Annotated in this window: 21 protein-coding genes; 4 read left to right on the top strand and 17 right to left on the bottom strand. The window is 44.0% G+C overall.

Going from position 1 to position 19964, the window contains the following annotated elements; all coding sequences use genetic code 11:
- Nucleotides 1–282 precede the first annotated feature (282 nt).
- On the bottom strand, nucleotides 283–759 hold the full coding sequence (locus tag WJ238_RS05085; RefSeq protein ID WP_316268410.1) for a hypothetical protein: 477 nt from the start codon (nucleotides 757–759) through the stop codon (nucleotides 283–285).
- A 67-nt stretch (nucleotides 760–826) separates the two neighbouring features.
- A complete protein-coding gene (locus tag WJ238_RS05080; RefSeq protein ID WP_230106690.1) occupies nucleotides 827–1105 on the bottom strand; it encodes a hypothetical protein in 279 nt (92 codons plus the stop codon).
- A gap of 234 nt (nucleotides 1106–1339) precedes the next feature.
- On the opposite strand from WJ238_RS05080, the gene WJ238_RS05075 reads away from it, so the two are divergent.
- From WJ238_RS05075 to WJ238_RS05065, 3 genes are all read left to right on the top strand, one after another.
- A complete protein-coding gene (locus WJ238_RS05075; protein WP_230106691.1) occupies nucleotides 1340–2059 on the top strand; it encodes a phosphatase in 720 nt (239 codons plus the stop codon).
- Nucleotides 2060–2179: 120 nt separating this feature from the next.
- Entirely contained in the window at nucleotides 2180–2467 is a 288-nt protein-coding gene (locus tag WJ238_RS05070) for a YerC/YecD family TrpR-related protein (protein ID WP_230106692.1), read from the top strand.
- A gap of 235 nt (nucleotides 2468–2702) precedes the next feature.
- Nucleotides 2703–3494 carry a hypothetical protein gene (locus WJ238_RS05065; RefSeq protein WP_337606315.1) on the top strand — a complete coding sequence of 264 codons (792 nt, stop codon included), beginning with the start codon at nucleotides 2703–2705 and terminating at the stop codon, nucleotides 3492–3494.
- Nucleotides 3495–3593: 99 nt separating this feature from the next.
- On the opposite strand, the gene dsdA is transcribed toward WJ238_RS05065, so the two are convergent.
- The 9 genes from dsdA to WJ238_RS05020 all read right to left on the bottom strand — a co-directional run bounded on the left by dsdA (nucleotide 3594) and on the right by WJ238_RS05020 (nucleotide 14181).
- A complete protein-coding gene (gene dsdA, locus WJ238_RS05060) occupies nucleotides 3594–4907 on the bottom strand; it encodes a D-serine ammonia-lyase (RefSeq protein ID WP_337606314.1) in 1314 nt (437 codons plus the stop codon).
- A 102-nt stretch (nucleotides 4908–5009) separates the two neighbouring features.
- Nucleotides 5010–6128 (bottom strand): flagellin lysine-N-methylase, encoded by a 1119-nt coding sequence (fliB, locus tag WJ238_RS05055; protein WP_337606313.1) that lies wholly within the window; start codon nucleotides 6126–6128, stop codon nucleotides 5010–5012.
- A 15-nt stretch (nucleotides 6129–6143) separates the two neighbouring features.
- The gene (locus WJ238_RS05050; protein WP_230106696.1) at nucleotides 6144–7526 is read right to left on the bottom strand and encodes an NCS2 family permease; all 1383 of its coding nucleotides are present in this window, start codon (nucleotides 7524–7526) and stop codon (nucleotides 6144–6146) included.
- Nucleotides 7527–7673: 147 nt separating this feature from the next.
- Nucleotides 7674–9299, bottom strand: coding sequence for a phosphoenolpyruvate--protein phosphotransferase (gene ptsP, locus WJ238_RS05045; protein WP_230106697.1), 1626 nt, complete (start codon nucleotides 9297–9299; stop codon nucleotides 7674–7676).
- Between the two features lie 111 nt (nucleotides 9300–9410).
- On the bottom strand, nucleotides 9411–10355 hold the full coding sequence (cysK, locus tag WJ238_RS05040; RefSeq protein ID WP_256195788.1) for a cysteine synthase A: 945 nt from the start codon (nucleotides 10353–10355) through the stop codon (nucleotides 9411–9413).
- A 62-nt stretch (nucleotides 10356–10417) separates the two neighbouring features.
- Complete coding sequence (locus WJ238_RS05035; protein WP_337606311.1) at nucleotides 10418–11707, bottom strand: O-acetylhomoserine aminocarboxypropyltransferase/cysteine synthase family protein; 1290 nt, start codon at nucleotides 11705–11707, stop codon at nucleotides 10418–10420.
- Nucleotides 11708–11807: 100 nt separating this feature from the next.
- Nucleotides 11808–12242: an RrF2 family transcriptional regulator gene (locus WJ238_RS05030; RefSeq protein WP_230106699.1), complete on the bottom strand. Its 435-nt coding sequence runs from the start codon at nucleotides 12240–12242 to the stop codon at nucleotides 11808–11810.
- 73 nt (nucleotides 12243–12315) lie between these two features.
- Complete coding sequence (locus tag WJ238_RS05025; RefSeq protein ID WP_316268400.1) at nucleotides 12316–12765, bottom strand: RrF2 family transcriptional regulator; 450 nt, start codon at nucleotides 12763–12765, stop codon at nucleotides 12316–12318.
- A gap of 3 nt (nucleotides 12766–12768) precedes the next feature.
- The gene (locus WJ238_RS05020) at nucleotides 12769–14181 is read right to left on the bottom strand and encodes an amidophosphoribosyltransferase (RefSeq protein ID WP_337606310.1); all 1413 of its coding nucleotides are present in this window, start codon (nucleotides 14179–14181) and stop codon (nucleotides 12769–12771) included.
- Nucleotides 14182–14405: 224 nt separating this feature from the next.
- Here WJ238_RS05020 and WJ238_RS05015 point away from each other — a divergent pair, with 224 nt between their 5' ends.
- Nucleotides 14406–14606 carry a cold-shock protein gene (locus WJ238_RS05015; protein WP_230106702.1) on the top strand — a complete coding sequence of 67 codons (201 nt, stop codon included), beginning with the start codon at nucleotides 14406–14408 and terminating at the stop codon, nucleotides 14604–14606.
- 140 nt (nucleotides 14607–14746) lie between these two features.
- Here WJ238_RS05015 and WJ238_RS05010 read toward each other — a convergent pair whose 3' ends face one another.
- The 6 genes from WJ238_RS05010 to WJ238_RS04985 all read right to left on the bottom strand — a co-directional run bounded on the left by WJ238_RS05010 (nucleotide 14747) and on the right by WJ238_RS04985 (nucleotide 19964).
- Nucleotides 14747–15433: a P-II family nitrogen regulator gene (locus WJ238_RS05010; RefSeq protein WP_230106703.1), complete on the bottom strand. Its 687-nt coding sequence runs from the start codon at nucleotides 15431–15433 to the stop codon at nucleotides 14747–14749.
- Nucleotides 15434–15461: 28 nt separating this feature from the next.
- Nucleotides 15462–16931, bottom strand: coding sequence for a DUF1538 family protein (locus WJ238_RS05005; RefSeq protein ID WP_256195790.1), 1470 nt, complete (start codon nucleotides 16929–16931; stop codon nucleotides 15462–15464).
- A 127-nt stretch (nucleotides 16932–17058) separates the two neighbouring features.
- Nucleotides 17059–17499 (bottom strand): MarR family winged helix-turn-helix transcriptional regulator, encoded by a 441-nt coding sequence (locus WJ238_RS05000; RefSeq protein ID WP_230106704.1) that lies wholly within the window; start codon nucleotides 17497–17499, stop codon nucleotides 17059–17061.
- A 207-nt stretch (nucleotides 17500–17706) separates the two neighbouring features.
- Nucleotides 17707–18150: an ACT domain-containing protein gene (locus WJ238_RS04995; protein WP_230106705.1), complete on the bottom strand. Its 444-nt coding sequence runs from the start codon at nucleotides 18148–18150 to the stop codon at nucleotides 17707–17709.
- A gap of 16 nt (nucleotides 18151–18166) precedes the next feature.
- Nucleotides 18167–19498 carry a phenylacetate--CoA ligase family protein gene (locus WJ238_RS04990; protein WP_230106706.1) on the bottom strand — a complete coding sequence of 444 codons (1332 nt, stop codon included), beginning with the start codon at nucleotides 19496–19498 and terminating at the stop codon, nucleotides 18167–18169.
- Between the two features lie 46 nt (nucleotides 19499–19544).
- On the bottom strand, nucleotides 19545–19964 hold the full coding sequence (locus WJ238_RS04985) for an ACT domain-containing protein (RefSeq protein ID WP_230106707.1): 420 nt from the start codon (nucleotides 19962–19964) through the stop codon (nucleotides 19545–19547).

The raw sequence follows: 19964 nt of genomic DNA, 5'->3' as shown, positions 1-19964 counted from the left end.
AAGGCTGCAAGCAGAATAACACCCATCGAAATCTGGAAATCCACAATAAACACAGTCATGCTGATCTGTGCCGCAAATACAACAGCCAAAGTATATAGTAAAATTTTTCCTGCTTTTTCCCTCATGACATTCCTCCTTATATCTAATATAAAATCTTTACGCTAGTTTGTATAGATACAAATAAAAGAAAAGTCATTTTTACCCACCGCTTTTCGCAGTTTTGCACAGGGTTTAATGCAGTTTAGGACGTAACACTTTTAAAAAGTGTTACGTCCTAAACTGTCAACACATCACTATAATCCGCCTTGGTGTAGTCTGCGGCGGGATACTCCTCGTCGTAGCAGAATAGTAAACTACCAGCAGCTGTCCGCCCAGGCTGCAGGTGAATCTCTGTCCATTGGACGTCATAATTTCTGTACTCGGTGCTATATTGAGTTTCAGTGACCGATCTTCCGCTACCAGATTGTCATCAAAATATCCTGCGTAGATCGTCTCATTTGCATTTTTTCTTCCAATGATCACTGCCTGATATTCCGGCGGATAGATGAGAGGGATTGCCAGATTGCTGTCATAAAATGCTGTCACCTGCATACCGGGGCGCAGCCGCACCTCCTGAATCACATACGTAACAGGACTGACTACAAAATTTGTTATTCCGTTATTGTTCACAATGGATACCTGCCAGGAACAGCAGTCCTGGGAAATAGGGGTTATACGCTGAATGATCCCGCTGATCGGGACAAGGGTCTGTTGCGCCATAATAATCACATTCCTTTTTTCCTTACTATATGCATAAAAAAGTGGAATGTGTCTGTCGCAGCCGGATTTAAAATACCTTCTTTTCCGGTGGAAATTTAGGCGGCAGATACTGATATTCATAGAGATCCTGATAAGACTCCCTCTCCGCCTCTGTCTCTGGTTCTGCCGGGATCAGTCCTGTACAGTCCTGCGCCGATGCTGCGCTGCTCAAATAGTCATACGAATCAATGATCCGGCGATTCCGGCGCTGCTCTTCTTTTTTCTTCCGATCCTCTAAGCACCTGCCGGAAACATCTTGTTTCTTTGCCTGTTCTTTTGCATTCATTTTCTGTTCATGTTCTATCATATGCCATTTCTCCTGTATTCTTATAATTTCTCTGTTATCATCTTTTCCCTGCTGCCGGAAAATATACATAAAGCGGGAAAACAGACCATAAATGCAGGCTTTTAGGGACTGTTTTCTCATCTTGTAATCTTGACATACCCCAAAAAATTCATGCATAATAAAAACTGAAAAAATTTCCATATATTATTCATTACATATTTTAACATATTCTAATTTTCATAAAGGAGAAAAGAAATGCAGATAAAAGTAGATACTCACACCCACACTCTTGCCAGCGGGCATGCCTACAACACCATGAGGGAAATGGCGGAGACAGCATTGGAAAAAGGGCTGGAAGCTCTTGCGATCACGGAACACGCTCCGGAAATGCCGGGAAGCTGCTGTCTTTATTATTTTCAAAATCTGAAAGTTGTTCCCCGGAAACGCTATGAAATTCCACTTTTGCTGGGAGCAGAATTAAATATTATGGATGAGCATGGAAACGTAGACCTTCCAATAAGCACAATAAAATCTCTCGACATTACAATCGCAAGTATCCACCCGCCATGTTATGGCAAAGATGCCGGCCTTCAGCAAAATACTGCAGCCTATGTCAATGCCATGCATAAGGATTATATCGATATCATAGGTCATCCTGATGATGGAAGATTTCCTGCTGATTATGAAATCCTGGCAAAAACAGCCAAAGAGACCGGTACTTTGCTGGAAATTAATAATTCTTCCCTAAGACCGGGTGGTTACCGCACAAACACACAGGAAAATGCCCTGGAAATTTTAAAATACTGCAAAAAATATGGGACCATGGTTACCCTCGGAAGTGATGCTCATATTGACGTAGATATTGCAAATACCGAATATTCCGACAAGGTACTAAAGGCTGCTGATTTCCCTGTGGAACTGATCGCCAACACTTCTCTTGAAAAATTACTCAGGATCCTGAAAAGAAATCGGTAGGAAACCAGAAATATTCCGCATCATGAGAAACCAGGAAATATTCCTTATCAGCTATGGACTTTATGAATTTAGTGTGCTAAAATGTATAGGAAATGATTTCTTGTTCGGAGGAGAGATTATATGAATAAAAAAATCAGAACAGAAGCTGTTGACTATCTGTTTAGCGCTATATTAAGTTTGAAAGATAAGGAAGAATGCTATACTTTCTTCGAAGACATCTGCACTATCAATGAACTTCTTTCATTGTCCCAGAGATTTGAGGTTGCCAAAATGCTGAGAGATCAGAAAACTTACCTGGAAATTGCTGAAAAGACAGGTGCGTCTACTGCAACGATCAGCAGAGTAAACCGTTCGTTGAATTATGGAAATGACGGATACGATATGGTATTTGAAAGAATTAATAAATAGAAGGCGGGACGCATTTCATTTTGGACAAGACTGCTTCAGAAAAAACACACAAAGAGTGCTTCAAATAGATTGAAGTACTCTTTTTTGCGGACATTCTTTTGCTTCAGATTACGGTCATGTTCTAACTCTAAAGAATTTCTTATATCTTTCTAAAGCTTTTCTTCCCGACTTGATTCCCTTTTGAAAAGCCGATAAAATATATGGAATAAAAAGGACAATACAGGAGGCTTTATCGATGAGTAGAAACAGATATGAAAATCCTTCCCATAAAACATACGATGACCTTTTTGGAGACGATTTTGAAGTCGTTTATGAAGAAGAACTTCCCCCAATCCGTCCTAATGATACTTTTCCCGAAAAGGATACCGGCTCTCTGGATAATGAATGGGATGACATAACAGATAAATGGGCGGATGATTACGACAGCACTTGGGATGATGATACAGAGGATGGCTGGGATGATGATATAGAAAGCAGTAACAGCAAAAAGAAAAAATCCCGGCGCCGGCCTAATGTCGTTTCTCCTGTTAAAAAGACAGTACAAACAGGAGCAAAAGCCGTATCCAGCATCATCCGGATGATCTGCAAAATTGCCTCTCTTGTTATACTGGCTGTGATCATCTATATACTGGCAACACATTTCTTTGAAGGACTTACCAGCTATGGAAACCCTTCCACAGCAATTTCTGAAAAGAACTACGTCATGGCAGCTTATGCCGCCTTTGCTGTATTTGTACTACTGTTTGAAATTCTGTCTTTTTTCTGGTCCCTAAGCGGTCCCCGGGTCTCCTCCAAAAATGGAAGAAGTTATCAGGCAGATACAGGCCGAGGCATGTCTGTCTTCATCCTCACTGGTGCCGGTTCTTATCTGGCGCGAATGACTGCCGGGCTGATTCCGGCTTCTCCTGCACCTCTCACGGGACTTAGCGGAGCTGTGGTAATCTTCGGAAGCCTGTCTGCCACTTTGATTCCTCTGTGCATCGCCGGAATCATCAGCTGCATTTTAAGAAGAATTTTTTCCCGTTAAAAAGAGTTCCATCCATAGAACTCTCACTGAACAGAAGAGAGCGTCCTGCAACCAGGATGCTCTCTTCTGTTTTTCCTCAATCTTTTCTTTTACAACTCACTACAGATAAGTATTTTTATACTTTTCCCTCTCTTCTTCCGGCACAAGCCGGCCTCCGGTAGCCCATACAATATGCGCCGCATCTTCCAACTTACCTTCAAGATTATGTTCTTTTAGATATTTTTTTGTTTCTTCATACTTTAATAACTGGATCGGTCCCTCAAAGGATGCACATGCACTCGGTTCCAAAAAGATCCCTTCTGTATTCAAGAGTCCTCTCATATATTCATACAGCCATTTGTCATCTACTGTAAATTCACCGCTAAGCAGAGGATCCATAACCTGTCCCACAAAACCGGAAGGACGTCCCACTGCCAGCCCGTCTGCATGGGTCAGACCTGTAAGGCCGATATCCTGGACACTGATCTTATTGTGAAGCTCTGTAGCCATTCCAAGAAGCATGCATGGTGCCTGTACAGGCTCCACGAAAAAGCAATGCACATTGTCCTTCCACAGCTGTTTCATTCCAAAGGAAACACCGCCCGGCGCTCCTCCCACGCCACAGGGAATATATACAAACAGCGGATGATCCTCATCCACAACCACATTCAGCTGCTCCAGCTGTCCCTTTAACCTTTTAGCCGCCACAGCGTATCCCATAAAAAGATCTACTGAATTTTCATCGTCTATAAAATAACTTTGGGGATCCATATCCGACTGACGTCTGCCGTTTTTTACCGCTTCACTGTAATCTGACTCATACTCCATAACCGTTACGCCATGTGATCTTAACATATCTTTCTTCCACTGTTTTGCATCTGCAGACATATGAACGATCACTTGATAACCGATAGCAGCGCTGGCCATTCCAATGCTGAGCCCCAGATTTCCGGTAGATCCCACCTGCACTTTATACTGTGAGAAAAATTCCCGCGCCTCCGGCTCTGCCAGCTTCCCGTAATCATCGCCAGGTTTTAGGATCCCTGCCTGAAGCGCCAGATCTTCTGTATGCTTCAGCACTTCATATATGCCTCCCCTGGCTTTTACGGAACCCGCAACGGCCAGATGGCTGTCCTGTTTTAACAGAAGCCGTCCCGGAATGGAAGTATGAAAGGTATGCTCCAGGTATTCCTGCATTTCCGGAATTGGTCTTAAAGCAGATTCAATAATTCCTCCGTCTTTTTCTGTTTCCGGAAAACATTTCCTGATAAAGGGAGCAAACCTGTCCAGTCTGCTTTTTGCATCGTCAATTTCAGCCATGCCTATCTCTTGACGTACTTCAGAAAAGGGCTGCAGCTTCGGATTGATCCATGCAGTCTGTTTGGCTGCTGCAAGTTCCTGCACAACCGGCAATTTCATATATTCTTTTTCCATTCCAGCACTTCCTCCATTCTCCGTTTTTTCTGACAACTCTATTTTATCATAATTTTCCAAAAAAAGTTGTCTTTTTCCAGAAAAACTATCCATCTAAAAGAATTAGTGAGAAATTTGCCAGAACCAGTCTTCCAGTGCGTTCAGATTTTGATCGGAGTGTTCGATCTCCCGGGCATACTGATAAGCCATACGAATGACCTCTTCCTCTTTTGGCAGCCTACCTTTTTCTTTATACTCTGCCATCAGACACTCCTCGATCCACGCTGCAGAAAAGGCTGACAGAAGTACCTTAGAATATACTGCATCGTCATAGACAGCTCCGCAGAAATAGGTATAAATGAAAAAAATTACAATCTTTTCCATCATCCTGTCCCATTCACGGCTTCCGAAGTCTTCCTGCTCTCTTGCCTTGCAAAAGCTTTCATAACATGCATCGTAGCTCTCTTTTCCTTTCCGGTATAAGCGCTTCTGTACATCCTGCAGCCTTTTCTCCCAGGAAATTTCCAGATGTTCCAGTTCCATAAGGATCTGCCAGACTTTTTGCATATTCTCAAACCGCTTCGCTTTCCTTTTTTCCATGCTATTTTTCCCTCTGTTACAGTCAAAGGCAAACCCTTCCGTCCATTCTTCCAGAGCGGCAAAATCCCCCTCCTCCAGGAGTTTCTGCAGTCTTTCGGCAAAAAACAGACATTCTTCCATACGCACAGAGAAGGAGACCTCTTCTTTTTCCATCACAGAAAACAGAATTTCTCTTGCCTCTAAAAGTCTCGTATAAAGGAGAAAATCAAAGTCCTCCTCAAACTCATCCTCCTTCTCGTCCTCCCACTGGACAAAGGAACTTTTCCCTTTTTCAGTCAGCATGATCCGCGCCGCCTCCGGACAAGACGAAGAGAGGGAGTATTCTCTTACTCCCTCAAATTCCTCCACATGTCTCGGATACTCTCTGCATGTGCTGCACAGTGCTTCTTCTCCTGCTTCTGCCTGGAGATCACACAAAAATTGTTCATTTAAAAAGGCACATTTCCTGTCATACTGCAAAAAAGCTCCTTCTTCCCAGTCAATAGAGTTGATAAGCCGCCCTCTAAGTTTTCCGTCCCAATTCCAGTATCTCTTAAGGGACTTTTCGTCAATCATAATCTGCCAGCCCTCACAGCAGGAAGCAGGGCACTGATCTGCAAGACAGCGAAAACTGTCATAGTAAGATGGTTTCATATACCTCATGATAACATTTCTCTCCTACAGGAAAATATATTTTAAAATAAACAGAACCGAAAGAACGTACATCAATATGCTAAGTTTCTTTTCCTTCACTTTTCCGGAAAGGAGATTCAGCGCCACATAAGAGATAACTCCCATGGAAATCCCTTCTGATATACTGTAGAAAAACGGCATTGCTCCAATACAGATATAGCAGGGAATTGCTTCGCTTAGATCATTGAAATCAATATTGACTACATTAGTCAGCATATAAAATCCTACCACTACAAGAGCCGGAGCTGTAGCAAACGATGGAATGGCAAGAAAGATCGGCGAAAGGAATAAGGCAAGCCCAAACAAAATAGCTGTTGTAAAGGCGGTAAGCCCTGTTCTTCCTCCTTCTGTTACACCGGAAGCGCTCTCTACAAAGGTTGTTGTTGTAGAAGTACCAAGAACAGCTCCTGCTGTCGTTGCCACCGCATCTGCCAGCAGCGCTCCTTTAATGCGGGGCAGCCTTCCGTTTTCATCCAGCATATTTGCCTTGGAAGATACACCGATCAAAGTTCCAATAGTATCAAACATATCTACAAACAGGAATGCAAAAATAACAACAAGGAAATTCAGAGAAAAAACACCCTCAAATTCCATCTTTGCAAAAATCGGAGACAGACTCGGCACGGAAAGTCCGCTGCTGAAATCCGGGAGAAGTCCGTAAAATCCTGCTTCCGGATTTGGAACATAAATTCCTGTCATCTGACAGATGATTCCCAAAATCCAGGTAATAAGTATTCCCCAGAGAATATTTCCTTTGATATTTCTGATCACGAGTATACCTGTAATAATGATGCCCACAATGGCAAGGATCACTGTAATCCCCACATCATGAAACGTCGCCTCCGCCCCGTTGGCTGCATTGTATCCGTCCAGGGAATACAGTTCCAGCAGCGTAGAGCCGCCTACTACAATATTAGCATTCTGCAGGCCGATAAAGGCAATAAAAAGTCCGATTCCCACGCTGACAGCTGCTTTTAAATTCTGCGGAATCGCATTAAAAATCGCCTCCCGCACACTGGTCAGGGACAGAATGATAAAAATAATTCCCTCTACAAAAACGGCTGTCAGAGCAACCTGCCACGTATACCCCATTCCCAGAACAACCGTATAGGCAAAATAAGCATTCAGCCCCATTCCCGGTGCAAGCGCAAAGGGGTAATTGGCAAAGACTGCCATCAAAAGGGTTCCGATCAACGCCGCCAACGCTGTGGCTGTAAATACTGCCCCCTGATCCATTCCGGCTGCCGCCAGAATACTGGGATTTACGGCAAGAATATATGCCATTGTCATAAATGTCGTAATACCGGCAAGAATTTCTGTTTTTACATCTGTTCCATTTTCCTGAAGCTTAAATAACTTCTCTAACATATTTCTCCTCCTTCTCTTTCTTCCTTTAGTATCACACAAATCACAAAGTAAACTGTTGTCTGCTTCAGAGATTTGACCTCTTTAGTGTAACAAAAAGGGTCCGTAAAGTAAACGGACCCATCTGTTAAAAATAATAATCAATATTTATTACCGGATCTCCCGGATCTTTTTCCTGAGCGGAAGAACCTTACCCGGAGACACCGAAAGCTCATCCACTCCCATCTGAATAAAGGTTTCCGTCATAGAAGTGTCTGCTGCAAGATCTCCGCATATACTGATGTGCTTTCCTTCAAGATGTACATTATTAGTGACGATACGTATCATCTTGATCAGAGCCGGATGGTACGGATTATAATATCCAGCCAGACGCCGGTTTGTCCTGTCCATGGCCAGAGTATGCTGAGTCAGATCGTTTGTACCTATGCTGAAAAAATCCACCTCTCTTGCCAGTTCACCGCTGATCATGACGGCTGCCGGTGTTTCAATCATAACACCTACTTTAATATTTTGGTCGTAAGCGGTTTTTTCTTCCTTTAATTCATCCTTTGCCTTTTGCAACACTTTCTTGGCAGCTATCACTTCCTCAAGAGATGTGATCATCGGAAACATAATGCCAAGATTGCCAAAAGCTGACGCACGAAGAATAGCACGAAGCTGAGTTTTAAACATTTCTTCCTTATCGAGAGAAATTCTTATGCCTCTGTATCCCATCATCGGATTGCCCTCTCCGGAAAGATCCAGACTTTCTGCCTGTTTGTCCCCTCCCAGATCAGCTGTCCGTATAATGACTTTTTTCATTCCCATAGCTTCTGCTGCCAGCTTATATGTCTGAAACTGCTGTTCCTCTGTAGGCATACGTCCTCCTGACTCCATGTAAAGAAATTCACTTCGGAACAGCCCGATCCCATTGGCATCATTTCTCAATACTTTTTCGATATCCTCACGGTTTCCGATATTGGCACATACGTCTATTTTCTGACCGCTCTGTGTAATATTTTCCTTCCCCTTCAGCCGTTCCAGCGTTTCTACTTTCTGAAGATTCTGCTTTTTCTTTTCTTTCATCTTCTCCATTGTTGTCTGATCCGGCTCGATATACAGCTTTCCGTCAAACCCGTCAATAATGACCATCTTTCCTTCATAGTCCTTTTTCAGGGCTTCTCCGATTCCGATCACAGATGGAATCCCCTTTGTCCTGGCAAGCACTGCCGTATGAGAATTAATAGAACCATACATGGTAACAAATCCCAGAACCTTCGATTTATCCAGCCTCACAGCCTCACTGGGGTAGAGGTCTCTGGCCGCCATGATAAATGGTTCATCCATAAACATTCTGTCTTTTCGGCTTCTTGACAGAATCCTTAACACTCTGGCGGCAACATCATGAATATCCGCTTCATGACCGCGAACATAACTTTCTGCTCTGGAAGAAAAGACCTTAAGAAAATTTTCTATGGAAACTTTAACCGCATACTCCGCATTCAGTTTCTGTTCTGTAATCGTGCGGATCACAGGATTGATAAACTCCTCGTCCTCCAGGACCATCTGCTGCATTTCAAATATCATCGCATTGGCCTCACCCAACTCGCCCGCCGACTCATCGTAAAGCTCCTGCAGCTCTGACGCTGCTCTTTTTCGCGCTTTCTGGAACCGGACCAGCTCTTTTTCCGCATCCTCTACATAAATTTTACGGATCTCTCTTTCACCCCTGTTAAAAAATACAAGACGCCCTATGACAATTCCTTCAGACACTCTTTTTCCTGTTAAAGTAATCATTCTTTTCTCCTGCTTTTCTAAACTTGTATATTACATTACTTTTACTTTACACGCTGGTGCCCTTCCAGTCAAGTCCTCAAAAATTGATGAGTCAAGCCATTGATCAAGATATTAAACTCCTGATGATTCCTCAAAAAGCGGAGTGGACAGATATCTCTCTCCCGTGTCAGGAAGCACCGCCACAATAGTCTTTCCCTGATTTTCCTGCCGTTTTGCAAGAACCATGGCAGCGTGAAGGGCTGCACCGGAGCTGATGCCTGTCAAAATCCCCTGTGAAAACGCCAGTTTTCTGGACGCTGCATAGGCATCCGGCGTTTCTACTTTCACAATTTCATCATAGATTTCTGTATCCAGTATATCCGGAACAAATCCCGCTCCGATTCCCTGCAGACCGTGAGGTCCCGGCACACCGCCGGAAAGTACCGGAGAATCTGACGGTTCTACCGCCACAATACGGATATCCGGATTTTTCCCTTTCAGATAAGCTCCCGTCCCGGTGATAGTTCCTCCGGTTCCGACGCCTGCCACCAGGATATCAATTTTTCCATCTGTATCCTCCCAGATTTCCGGTCCCGTCGTTTCCATGTGTGCCTTGGGATTGGCCGGATTTACAAACTGTCCAAGTACAATTGCGCCTTCCATAGTGCTGGCAAGCTCATCTGCTTTTTCAATGGCTCCTCTCATTCCCTTTGCGCCTTCTGTCAACACGATCCTGGCTCCGTATCCCGCAAGAAGCTTTCGTCTCTCCACACTCATTGTCTCAGGCATAGTAAAGATTGCTTTATACCCTCTTGAGGCAGCCGCAGCAGCCAGCCCGATGCCGGTATTCCCACTGGTCGGCTCTATAATGGTATCTCCCGGTTTGATCAATCCCCTTTTTTCCGCATCCAGCAGCATGGAAAGAGCTGCTCTGTCCTTAATACTCCCTGCCGGGTTAAACAGCTCCAGTTTTACCAGAATCCTGGCTTTTAAATTTTCCTCTTTCTCTATCCTCTGTATTTCCATAAGAGGTGTTTTTCCGATCATTTCTTCCATACTTGTATATATTTTTCCCATAACTTTGTCTGCGCCGCCTAAATCCGGCGCTCTCCTTTCTTCATTGTTCATATTATCTATTCTTATTTGCTTAATATACGAAGCGCCTGTCCCAAGTCATCCAAAATGTCATCAATATGCTCTGTTCCAATGGAGACACGGACAGTATTTCTTTTAATTCCTGAATTTTTCAGCTCTTCTTCCGTCATCTGTGAATGAGTGGTGCTTGCCGGGTGGATCACTAAAGATTTCACATCCGCCACATTGGCAAGAAGGGAAAAGATCTCCAGACTGTCGATAAACTGCCGGGTTTCCTCCTCGCTTCCCTTTACTTCAAAGGTAAAAATAGACGCTCCCCCTCTTGGAAAATCTCTTTTATAAAGTTCATGATAGGGATTGTCCGGAAGAGAAGGATGATTGACTCTTTCAATCTGCGGATGGCTGCTTAAATACTCTACCACCTTACGGGTGTTTTCCACATGTCTTTCCACTCTAAGAGACAATGTTTCCAGTCCCTGCAAAAATAAAAATGCATGAAGAGGGGCTACCGTTGCTCCGGTATCTCTTAAAAGAACCGCCCGGATCCTTGTAACAAAAGGCGCATTTTTTGCAGCGTCTGCAAATATAACTCCGTGATAGCTTGGATCCGGCTGGGTCAGTGCAGGATACTTTCCGGACGCTTTCCAGTCAAATCTGCCTCCTTCTATGATCACTCCGCCAATTGCTGTCCCATGTCCTCCAATAAACTTTGTCGCAGAATGTATCACGATATCTGCTCCGTGTTCAAAAGGGCGATAGAGATAGGGGGTGGCAAAGGTACTGTCCACCACAAGCACGATCCCGTGTCTGTGAGCGATCTCGGCAATCTTTTCCATATCCACCAGATTCGCATTGGGATTTCCAATTGTTTCCACAAAAAGCGCCTTCGTATTTTCCCGGATGGCTGCCTCCCAGGATCCTTCTTCATCGGGATCTACAAAAGTTGCCGTCACTCCCTGGGAAGGAAGTGTATGTTCCAGAAGATTGTAGGTTCCTCCATATATGTATTTGCTGGCTACAATATGATCCCCTGCTCTGGTCAGATTCTGAAAGGTGTAGGTAACTGCGGCCGCGCCTGACGCCGTCGCCAGGGCTGCTGTTCCCCCCTCCAAAGCTGCCATTCTCTGTTCAAACACGTCCTGTGTCGAGTTCGTCAGTCTTCCATAAATGTTTCCAGGTTCTTTCAGAGCAAACCGATCCTCCGCATGCTGGCAACTGTGAAACACATAGGAAGTTGTCTGATAAATAGGTACTGCTCTCGCGTCACTGGCGGGATCCGGCTGTTCCTGTCCTGCATGAAGTTGCAATGTTTCAAAACGATAGTCTTTTCTCATGTTGTCTTCTCCTTTTGTCTGTGTCTGATACAAATTTTCGGACCACTGTATTTATAACATATTATATCAATTTAGTAGGATTTATACGTAAATAAAAATTTCAAATATAATACATCATTCCGTCCTGCCGGGACTTCTCATATTCTTTTGCCAGATCATCCAGCGTTTTTTCTTCCAGAAAACTGTTGACCTGCCGGTCGATCTCATCCCAGACAAGACGCCGTATCGCTCTTTGCAGAGGGTCTGCCGGATTCCCGGAATCTTCCGCAATAGAAAAAGGGCCTTCCAAAGCTTCCAAAACTTCTTTTACTGTAATTTGTCGGGCATCTTTCGCCAACCGATATCCTCCGCCTGATCCTTTGATGCTTCTTACGATTCCTGCCCTTCTTAGCTGGCCAAATACCTGCTCCAGATAATTGAGGGAAATATTCTGTCTCCCGGCAATATCCGCCAGAGGAACAGGCGCATCTATCGTACTGACAGTCAGGTCTACAAGAGCGCGAAGACCGTATCTTCCCTTTGTTGAAACTTTCATATTTCTTTTGCTCCTTATATCTTTCGCCTTTTATTCCTACTAAACTTATATATATTATATGTTTTAAGTTATACTATGCTTTTTCCTGACTGTCAATATCTTTTTTCATCTTTTCCATTTCTTTCATAATATCCGAGATACGTACTTTTTCAGTCACGTCCAGGATACAATCCCATATCTGCTGCCATGTCCCCCTTGTAGGACAGACATCACAATCTATCTGGCAGTCTGCCGGGCGGGTCAGACATTCGACCGGTGCCAGAGATCCTTCCACAGCATTCAGCACATCTTTTACATAAATTTGATCCGGGGAGCACTTAAGGGCATATCCCCCATGTGCTCCCCGTGTGCTTTCCACAATTCCTGCAGCCTTCAGAGACTTTACAATCCGTTCCAGGTACTTTTCCGACAGTGCTCTCCTCTGCGCAACATTTCCCAGACTCTCCAGCTTTCCATTGCCGGTATGCACTGCCAGATCTGCCACGATCTCCAGTGCATAAATTCCTTTTGTAGATATCTTCATAGACTATTCTTTCCCATTAAAGCAATAGGTACAGAGTTTGCAGGGTTCTATTCCAATAGAAGCAATCAGATCATCCAGCCTGTGATAGCGAAGTGTTGTAAAATTCTGCTGCTTCCGTATTGCCTCGATCATTTTTGCATAGCGGCAGCTGTCCGGATCTGTATACTCTTCCAACACCTGATCGGAACAGTCCTCTCCCTCCATATCCCGGATCATCCTTCTTGTGATCAGTTCCATATCTGATTTGGAACGGGAGAAATTCAGATATTTACACCCGTACACAAGCGGCGGACATGCAGGGCGGACATGCACTTCCTTTGCCCCACTCTTATAAAGAAATTCTGTAGTTTCTCTTAACTGGGTACCGCGTACAATGGAATCGTCGATCAAAAGCAGTTTCTTATCCACGATCAGCTCCTTTACCGGAATCAGTTTCATGCGGGCGATCAGATTTCTCTGGCTCTGATTCTGGGGCATGAAAGATCTCGGCCATGTGGGGGTATATTTAATAAAAGGCCTTGCATAAGGGATTCCCGATTCGTTGGAATATCCAACTGCATGAGCAATGCCGGAATCCGGCACTCCCGCAACAATATCCGGATGCACACTGTCTCCGTCGCGTTTTGCCAACATGCTTCCGCACTTGTAACGCATCGCTTCCACATTGACTCCCTCATAGGAAGAAGTCGGATAGCCGTAGTATACCCACAAGAAAGAACAAATCCTCATTTTTTCTCCGGGCTGCGCCACTGTCTCCACATGCTCCGGCGTAATATAAACAATTTCCGCCGGTCCCAGTTCCTTGTAATCTGTATATCCAAGGTTAATATAAGCAAAGCTTTCAAAGGACACACAGTATCCATCTTCTTTCTTTCCTACCACAACAGGCGTTCTTCCATATTTGTCTCTTGCCGCATACAGGCCGTCTTTTGTCATCAGCATAAGCGTAAGGGACCCGTCTATCATATCCTGTGCGTACCGTATTCCTTCCACAAAGGAAGCCTTCCTGCAGATCAGAGAGGCCACCAGTTCTGTAGCGTTGATCTGCCCTCCGCTCATTTCCTGAAAATGAGAATGTCCGTCCTCATAAGCCTTTCTCAAAAGCTCGTCCAGATTGTTGATCTTTCCTACCGTAGTGATGGCAAAACTTCCAAGATGGGACTGAATCAGAAGCGGCTGCGGCTCATAATCTGAAATACAGCCTATTCCCAGATTTCCTTCCATCTCTTCTACATCCCGCTCAAACTTTGTACGAAACGGAGAATTTTCAATATTATGTATCGCTCTGCAAAAGCCCCCCGCTCCGTGAGCCGCCATTCCTCCGCGTCTTGTTCCCAAATGTGAATGGTAATCCACTCCGTAAAACAATTCCAATATACAATCTTTCTTTGATGCAACACCAAAAAAACCGCCCATGTGATTTTCTGCCTCCTTATTATAAAAATCAGTTCTCCTGTAAATACGTGTCTATTATAAAGGATAATTTTCGTATAGACAAGGTAAAATCTTTGGAAACTCCGGCCTGTCTCCATTGACTTTTCCTCTGATATATGTTAGTGTTAGAGAGTACAATTTCCAGACAATTCTGTAGATTGCACATATTCCAATTTATTTTTTTATTATTTTATGGAGGTAGTACAATGAACAAAGGTACTGTGAAATGGTTTAACAACCAGAAGGGCTATGGATTTATCTCCGATGAATCAGGAAATGACGTATTCGTTCATTATTCCGGACTTGTCATGGATGGTTTTAAATCATTGGAAGAAGGCCAGGCGGTAGAATTTGAGGTGACCGAAGGCGCAAAAGGACCACAGGCTGTCAATGTAGTAAAGCTTTAGTGGTTAAAAATTAATCGAGAGTAAGATGTACCTTTTATTTATTATAAATAGCAATTCCGATTTAGATATTTAAAAGCAATACATGCGAATGCGATTAAAAAGGCACCGGGACAGCATACTGTCCCGGTATTTTTATATTTCTATTCTTCCTCTTCCTCTATCAGTCTTAACCCTGCTGTGCTCGTTACAGGCAGCGAGAAAACAAGTGATTTAGCTTTTGTCTCCATTCCTGCCTCTTTCATAATCGCCCTCATAATTTCATTTTTTTGTTCTGTCTTTGTAACAATCAGAACAAGCTCCTTCTCCGATACCAGAGAAACTCCCAGAAACTTTTCTGCCCGCTTCATACCTACGCCTTTGGCATGAAGCACAGTGCCTCCTGCCGCCCCCGCTTTTCTCGCCGCATCCATTACCATCTCGTTATATCCCTGATTTGCAATCACAACAAGCAATTCATGTGTGGTCTCTTTCAATATTGTCTCCTCACCTTTCTCAAAATCCTGATTCTCTGTTAAAAACATCAGTTCTCGTTTTCCGCCAATACTGCTTACCGGAACAATAAATGCAATCCCTACTCCCGGCACATCAATCTGAAGTTCTCTTTGCAGACCTCTTTTCAGCATTTTCCATACACTGTCCGTCACTATACTTAAAATCACGGTTTTTTCTGCCACTTCCAGTCCCAGATAATCCAGCACCTCATCATTGGCCGTACCTTTTCCTAAGGTAACAATACTGACCTCTGCCTTATTTTCTTTATAAAATTCCAGAAATTCCGGTGCCCGCTTTCGATCTGTAATCGTTACCATCATAAATACTTCACTCATACACATATCTCCCTTTGCCATTTTTCATCTATAATTCGATGATTGCATCATCCGGAAGGGCATCCAGACCAAGCGCAGGCTCCATCTCTGACAATCCTTCCGTACTCTTTCCCTGCAGCTTATAGATCAACCCCATTACCTGTATAGTAATCAATGGTGTCATAGCCACCATAGCAACTACACCAAATGCATCTGTTACCACATCCCCGCCTACAGATGTACATGCCCCGATAGCAAAGGGCAGCAAAAACGTCGCTGTCATAGGGCCTGATGCCACACCACCCGAGTCAAAAGCAATAGCTGTAAAAATTTTCGGGACAAAGAAAGATAACAAAATCGCCGCCGCATAACCGGGTACAAGGAGATAGAAGATAGAGATTCCCGTGAGAACTCTCAGCATGGCAAGCCCTACAGAAACCGCAACACTAATAGAAAGCCCTGTCTTCATCGCATTTCCCGATATTGCCCCGTCCGTCAGCTCCTCTACCTGTTTCGTCAGTACATAGACGGCCGGCTCAGCAATAACAATGAAATATCCGATCAACATACCAATGGGGATAATGATCCAGCGATATGGAAGCTGCGCTATAAGCTGTCCCAAATAATTTCCGGCCGGCATAAATCCTACATTTACTCCTGTAAGAAATAGTACAAGGCCAATATAAGTATAAAAAAGACCTACAAGAATTTTAATGAGCGATCTTTTTTTGAGTCGCAGAGAAAAAATTTGAAAAAGCCCAAAAAATACTACTATAGGAAGTAAGGAAACTGCAATTTCCTGAAAATACTCCGGCAAAGCATGGAGAAATAACTGACCCAATTCCACAGAATCCCCTACCTCCGTAATTCTGCTGGCTGTGTAATATCCTCCGTCAGACTGGTAAATCATACCTAAAAGAAGAACCGCAAGAATAGGGCCGATAGAACAAAGAGCCACCAACCCAAAGCTGTCGTCTGCCGCATGCTTATCGCTTCGTATAGAAGAAATACCGATACCAAGGGCCATAATAAACGGGACTGTCATTGGTCCCGTGGTTACACCTCCGGAATCAAAAGCCACTGCAAGAAATTCCTTTGGAGTAAAAAGTGCAAGCCCGAAAACTACCGCATAGAATACCACCAGAAGAGGCGGCAGCGGAACAGAAAACAAAATACGCAGCAGAGCTACCACAAGAAAAATCCCCACTCCAACTGCTACTGCTATGACAATGACCATGTTCGGCACCGATGGTACCTGCTCTGCCAAAACCTGAAGATCCGGTTCGGATATCGTAATAATAAAGCCCAGAACAAATCCCAGAACCACCATGATCCAAAGCTTTTTTGATCTGGTCATACTGCTGCCGACCCGCTCCCCCATGGGGGTCATCGCCATCTCTGCCCCCAGTGTAAAGAACATCATTCCGATGACCAGCATCACTGCCCCTATTATGTACTCCAGCATAATACTGGGTGACATAGGCGCGATTGAAAAGCACAGTAACAGCACGATAACCATAATTGGCACAACTGCACTTACTGCTTCTTTACATTTCTCTTTCAAATTTTGTTTCAATTCTATCCTGTGAAACTTTGCTTCTGTGTGTGATAGATTGCTTTTGCTCAAAAAACTGCCCCTTTCTACTTTATTGCTGCATCTGCGTTACTTCCCACGCAATGCTGTCAATCATTTTTCGTTGTATCCGGAGAAATTCGCAGGCATCCTCAAAGCCAAGTCTTTCCAGAATCCTTCTGGCCGCCTCGACTGCTTCCTTATGTTGTATCACACTCAAAGAATCTCCCTTCTCTGTAAGAATGACGATCTTCTGTCTCATATCCTGTCCGTCCACCTGGCGTACAATAAGTCCTTTCTCCTCCATATGGTTCAGCATCCTGGCAATTCTTGCTGTACTGACATCCAGCGCTTTACTTAACTCCTTAGGATAGGCGCGTTTTCCATGCTCAGACAGATATCCCAGTACAAACATTTCCCCATGTATTGCTTTAATCAGCTGCTGATTTTCCGGAATATGACACAATACCATTTCTGTATCAATAAATTCCTCTGCCAATTTGTCAAAACACATACAAAATCACCTTTCATTTTACTAACCATGTTAGTAATTATATCGGATTTTACACTTGCCGTCAAACCGCTCACCTCATTCTTCGCACAATCTTAACATCAGGCCTTCCTTTTATCACTCTCCGGTCCCCTCAAAGTATCCTTCACAGATAAAATGAGACTGTGCATATACACAGTCTCATTTACTGATTATTTTTCGATTCTTTTACTAAACATTTGCCCGGTAAGCCTCATCGGCAGTATATACATCAAATCCGCTGCCTTTCAAAATATCTATCACTCTTCCCGGATCATCGCTTTTTAAAACTGCAGCCGCATCACTTCCATTTGCGAAGGCATACATATACTCAATATTGACTTCGCCATCGACCAGCTGATGCATTGCCCTGCTCAAAGAGCCTGTTGCATGCGGTACTCTAAGAGCAACCACATCTGTAAGCATTGCTGTAATGCCTGCTTCTTTCAGAACTGCTCTTCCTTTATGAGGTTCTGATACGATCATACGGAGCATACCATATTCAGAAGTGTCTGCAAGACTTAAGGCCACAATATTGACACCGCCTTTTGCCAGTGTGTCAAGCACTTCGTCCAGACGCCCTTCTCTGTTTTCCAGAAATACTGATAACTGTTGTACTGTATTACTAATACCCATGATATTCCCCTCCTTCTTACATCTGCCTGTTGTCAATCACACGTTTGGCTTTGCCTTCGCTTCTCTGGATCGTCTTAGGTTCAACCAGTTTCACCCGTACAGACACTCCCAGCGCCTGCTTCAAAACTGCGCCGACTTTATTTTTCAGTTCATCCAGCTTCCGGATCTCATCGGAGAAGTACCGTTCATCTACCTCTACCATGACAGTCAGAACATCCATATTATTTTCCCGGTCAACGATCATCAGATAGTGAGGAGCTACTCCGCCGCCCATGGACAGAAGTGCCGTTTCAACCTGAGTCGGGAATACGTTGACACCGCGGATAACTTTCATATCATCAGTACGTCCTGTAAACTTGCTGATCCTCGGCAGTGTTCTGCCGCATTTGCAGGTACTGTGATCAATACTTGTAAGATCTTTCGTGCGGTACCGAAGCAGAGGCATTCCTTCTTTGGAAAGTGTTGTAAATACAAGTTCCCCTGTCTCTCCATCTGCACATGGTTCTTGAGTTGACGGATTGAGTATTTCCGGATAGAAATGATCCTCATATACATGAAGACCTTCATGGTGGATGCAATCCAGCGCAACACCCGGTCCGGTAATCTCACACAGGCCATAAATATCAAAGCAGTTGATATGGAGAATATCCTCTATCTTTTTTCTCATCTCTTCTGTCCATGGCTCAGCGCCGTGAATACCAGCTTTCAACTGCATATGATCTACAAGGCCTGCCTCCTGAATAGACTCTGCAAGATAAACAGCATAGGACGGCGTGCAGGCAAATGCTGTAGCGCCGAAATCTTCCATACACATCATCTGACGCTGTGTGTTTCCTGCCGACATTGGAATTGCCATTGCTCCCAAAGCCTGTGCACCCAGGTCCAGTCCCATTCCTCCTGTGAAAAGTCCATAGCCGTAGCAAACATGGATACGGTCTTCTGCTGTAAGACCCGCCATAGTCAGCGCTCTTGCTACACATTCTCCCCACACCTCGACATCTTTCTGGGTATAGGAAGCAAGGGTCAGCTTACCTGTTGTTCCGGAAGTTCCCTGAACACGGGCAATCTGCTTTTGCGGAACTGCAAGAAGTCCAAATGGATAGTTGTCTCGCAGATCTTCCTTTGTTGTGAAGGGAAGTTTTCCAATATCTTCAATTCCCTTGATATCCCCTGGCTCTATACCGAGGTCATCCATTTTCTTTCGGTAAAATTCCACATTATTGTATACTCTGTGCACCAGATCTACCAGTTTTTTACTCTGCAGGGCTGACATTTCATCCCTGCTCATACACTCAATTTTCGGATCTCTGATCCTTTCCTGCCAATTTTCTAATGATACTCCTGCCATATTTATTTTACTCCTATTCTTAATTTCTTCTGGTATAAAACCAGTTCTAAAGATCGGATTCATCTACTGTCTTCACATTTGCACTCTTAAGAATGGAAGCTGCTTTTTGATAATCGTCTGTATTAAATACCAGAACCGGAGCGCGTCCTTCGCGGATTACAAATGAGTAGATGTAACTTACATTGATGTGATTCTCTGCAAGTATTGCCAACATCTGATTGAGATTGCCTTTTTTATCTTCCAGCTCTACGCCGATCACGTCGCTGACTCTTACAACAAATCCCCGTTCAGTAAGATAACCCTTCGCCTCTGCTGGCTTATCGACTATGAGACGAAGGATACCAAACTCCGGAGTATCAAAAGACGCGACCGCCCGGATATTTACATGAGCTTCTGTAAGCCTGGATGTAACTTCCATAAGGCTGCCCGGCTTATTCTCCACGAATACTGATAGTTGCTTTAGCAT

This window comes from Claveliimonas sp., from assembly GCF_037273965.1.
In the GTDB taxonomy this organism is placed as follows: Bacteria; Bacillota; Clostridia; order Lachnospirales; family Lachnospiraceae; genus Claveliimonas; species Claveliimonas bilis.
The sequence above is the reverse complement of the archived record's forward strand: the minus strand, read 5'-3'. Positions and strand labels throughout refer to the sequence as shown.

Coding starts and splice junctions, on each gene's coding strand:
- WJ238_RS05085 (WP_316268410.1), bottom strand. CDS start 759: ATGGCGCAACAGACCCTTGTCCCGATCAGCGGGATCATTCAGCGTATA.
- WJ238_RS05080 (WP_230106690.1), bottom strand. CDS start 1,105: ATGATAGAACATGAACAGAAAATGAATGCAAAAGAACAGGCAAAGAAA.
- WJ238_RS05075 (WP_230106691.1), top strand. CDS start 1,340: ATGCAGATAAAAGTAGATACTCACACCCACACTCTTGCCAGCGGGCAT.
- WJ238_RS05070 (WP_230106692.1), top strand. CDS start 2,180: ATGAATAAAAAAATCAGAACAGAAGCTGTTGACTATCTGTTTAGCGCT.
- WJ238_RS05065 (WP_337606315.1), top strand. CDS start 2,703: ATGAGTAGAAACAGATATGAAAATCCTTCCCATAAAACATACGATGAC.
- dsdA (WP_337606314.1), bottom strand. CDS start 4,907: ATGGAAAAAGAATATATGAAATTGCCGGTTGTGCAGGAACTTGCAGCA.
- fliB (WP_337606313.1), bottom strand. CDS start 6,128: ATGAGGTATATGAAACCATCTTACTATGACAGTTTTCGCTGTCTTGCA.
- WJ238_RS05050 (WP_230106696.1), bottom strand. CDS start 7,526: ATGTTAGAGAAGTTATTTAAGCTTCAGGAAAATGGAACAGATGTAAAA.
- ptsP (WP_230106697.1), bottom strand. CDS start 9,299: ATGATTACTTTAACAGGAAAAAGAGTGTCTGAAGGAATTGTCATAGGG.
- cysK (WP_256195788.1), bottom strand. CDS start 10,355: ATGGGAAAAATATATACAAGTATGGAAGAAATGATCGGAAAAACACCT.
- WJ238_RS05035 (WP_337606311.1), bottom strand. CDS start 11,707: ATGAGAAAAGACTATCGTTTTGAAACATTGCAACTTCATGCAGGACAG.
- WJ238_RS05030 (WP_230106699.1), bottom strand. CDS start 12,242: ATGAAAGTTTCAACAAAGGGAAGATACGGTCTTCGCGCTCTTGTAGAC.
- WJ238_RS05025 (WP_316268400.1), bottom strand. CDS start 12,765: ATGAAGATATCTACAAAAGGAATTTATGCACTGGAGATCGTGGCAGAT.
- WJ238_RS05020 (WP_337606310.1), bottom strand. CDS start 14,181: ATGGGCGGTTTTTTTGGTGTTGCATCAAAGAAAGATTGTATATTGGAA.
- WJ238_RS05015 (WP_230106702.1), top strand. CDS start 14,406: ATGAACAAAGGTACTGTGAAATGGTTTAACAACCAGAAGGGCTATGGA.
- WJ238_RS05010 (WP_230106703.1), bottom strand. CDS start 15,433: ATGAGTGAAGTATTTATGATGGTAACGATTACAGATCGAAAGCGGGCA.
- WJ238_RS05005 (WP_256195790.1), bottom strand. CDS start 16,931: ATGGTTATCGTGCTGTTACTGTGCTTTTCAATCGCGCCTATGTCACCC.
- WJ238_RS05000 (WP_230106704.1), bottom strand. CDS start 17,499: ATGTGTTTTGACAAATTGGCAGAGGAATTTATTGATACAGAAATGGTA.
- WJ238_RS04995 (WP_230106705.1), bottom strand. CDS start 18,150: ATGGGTATTAGTAATACAGTACAACAGTTATCAGTATTTCTGGAAAAC.
- WJ238_RS04990 (WP_230106706.1), bottom strand. CDS start 19,498: ATGGCAGGAGTATCATTAGAAAATTGGCAGGAAAGGATCAGAGATCCG.
- WJ238_RS04985 (WP_230106707.1), bottom strand. CDS start 19,964: ATGCTAAAGCAACTATCAGTATTCGTGGAGAATAAGCCGGGCAGCCTT.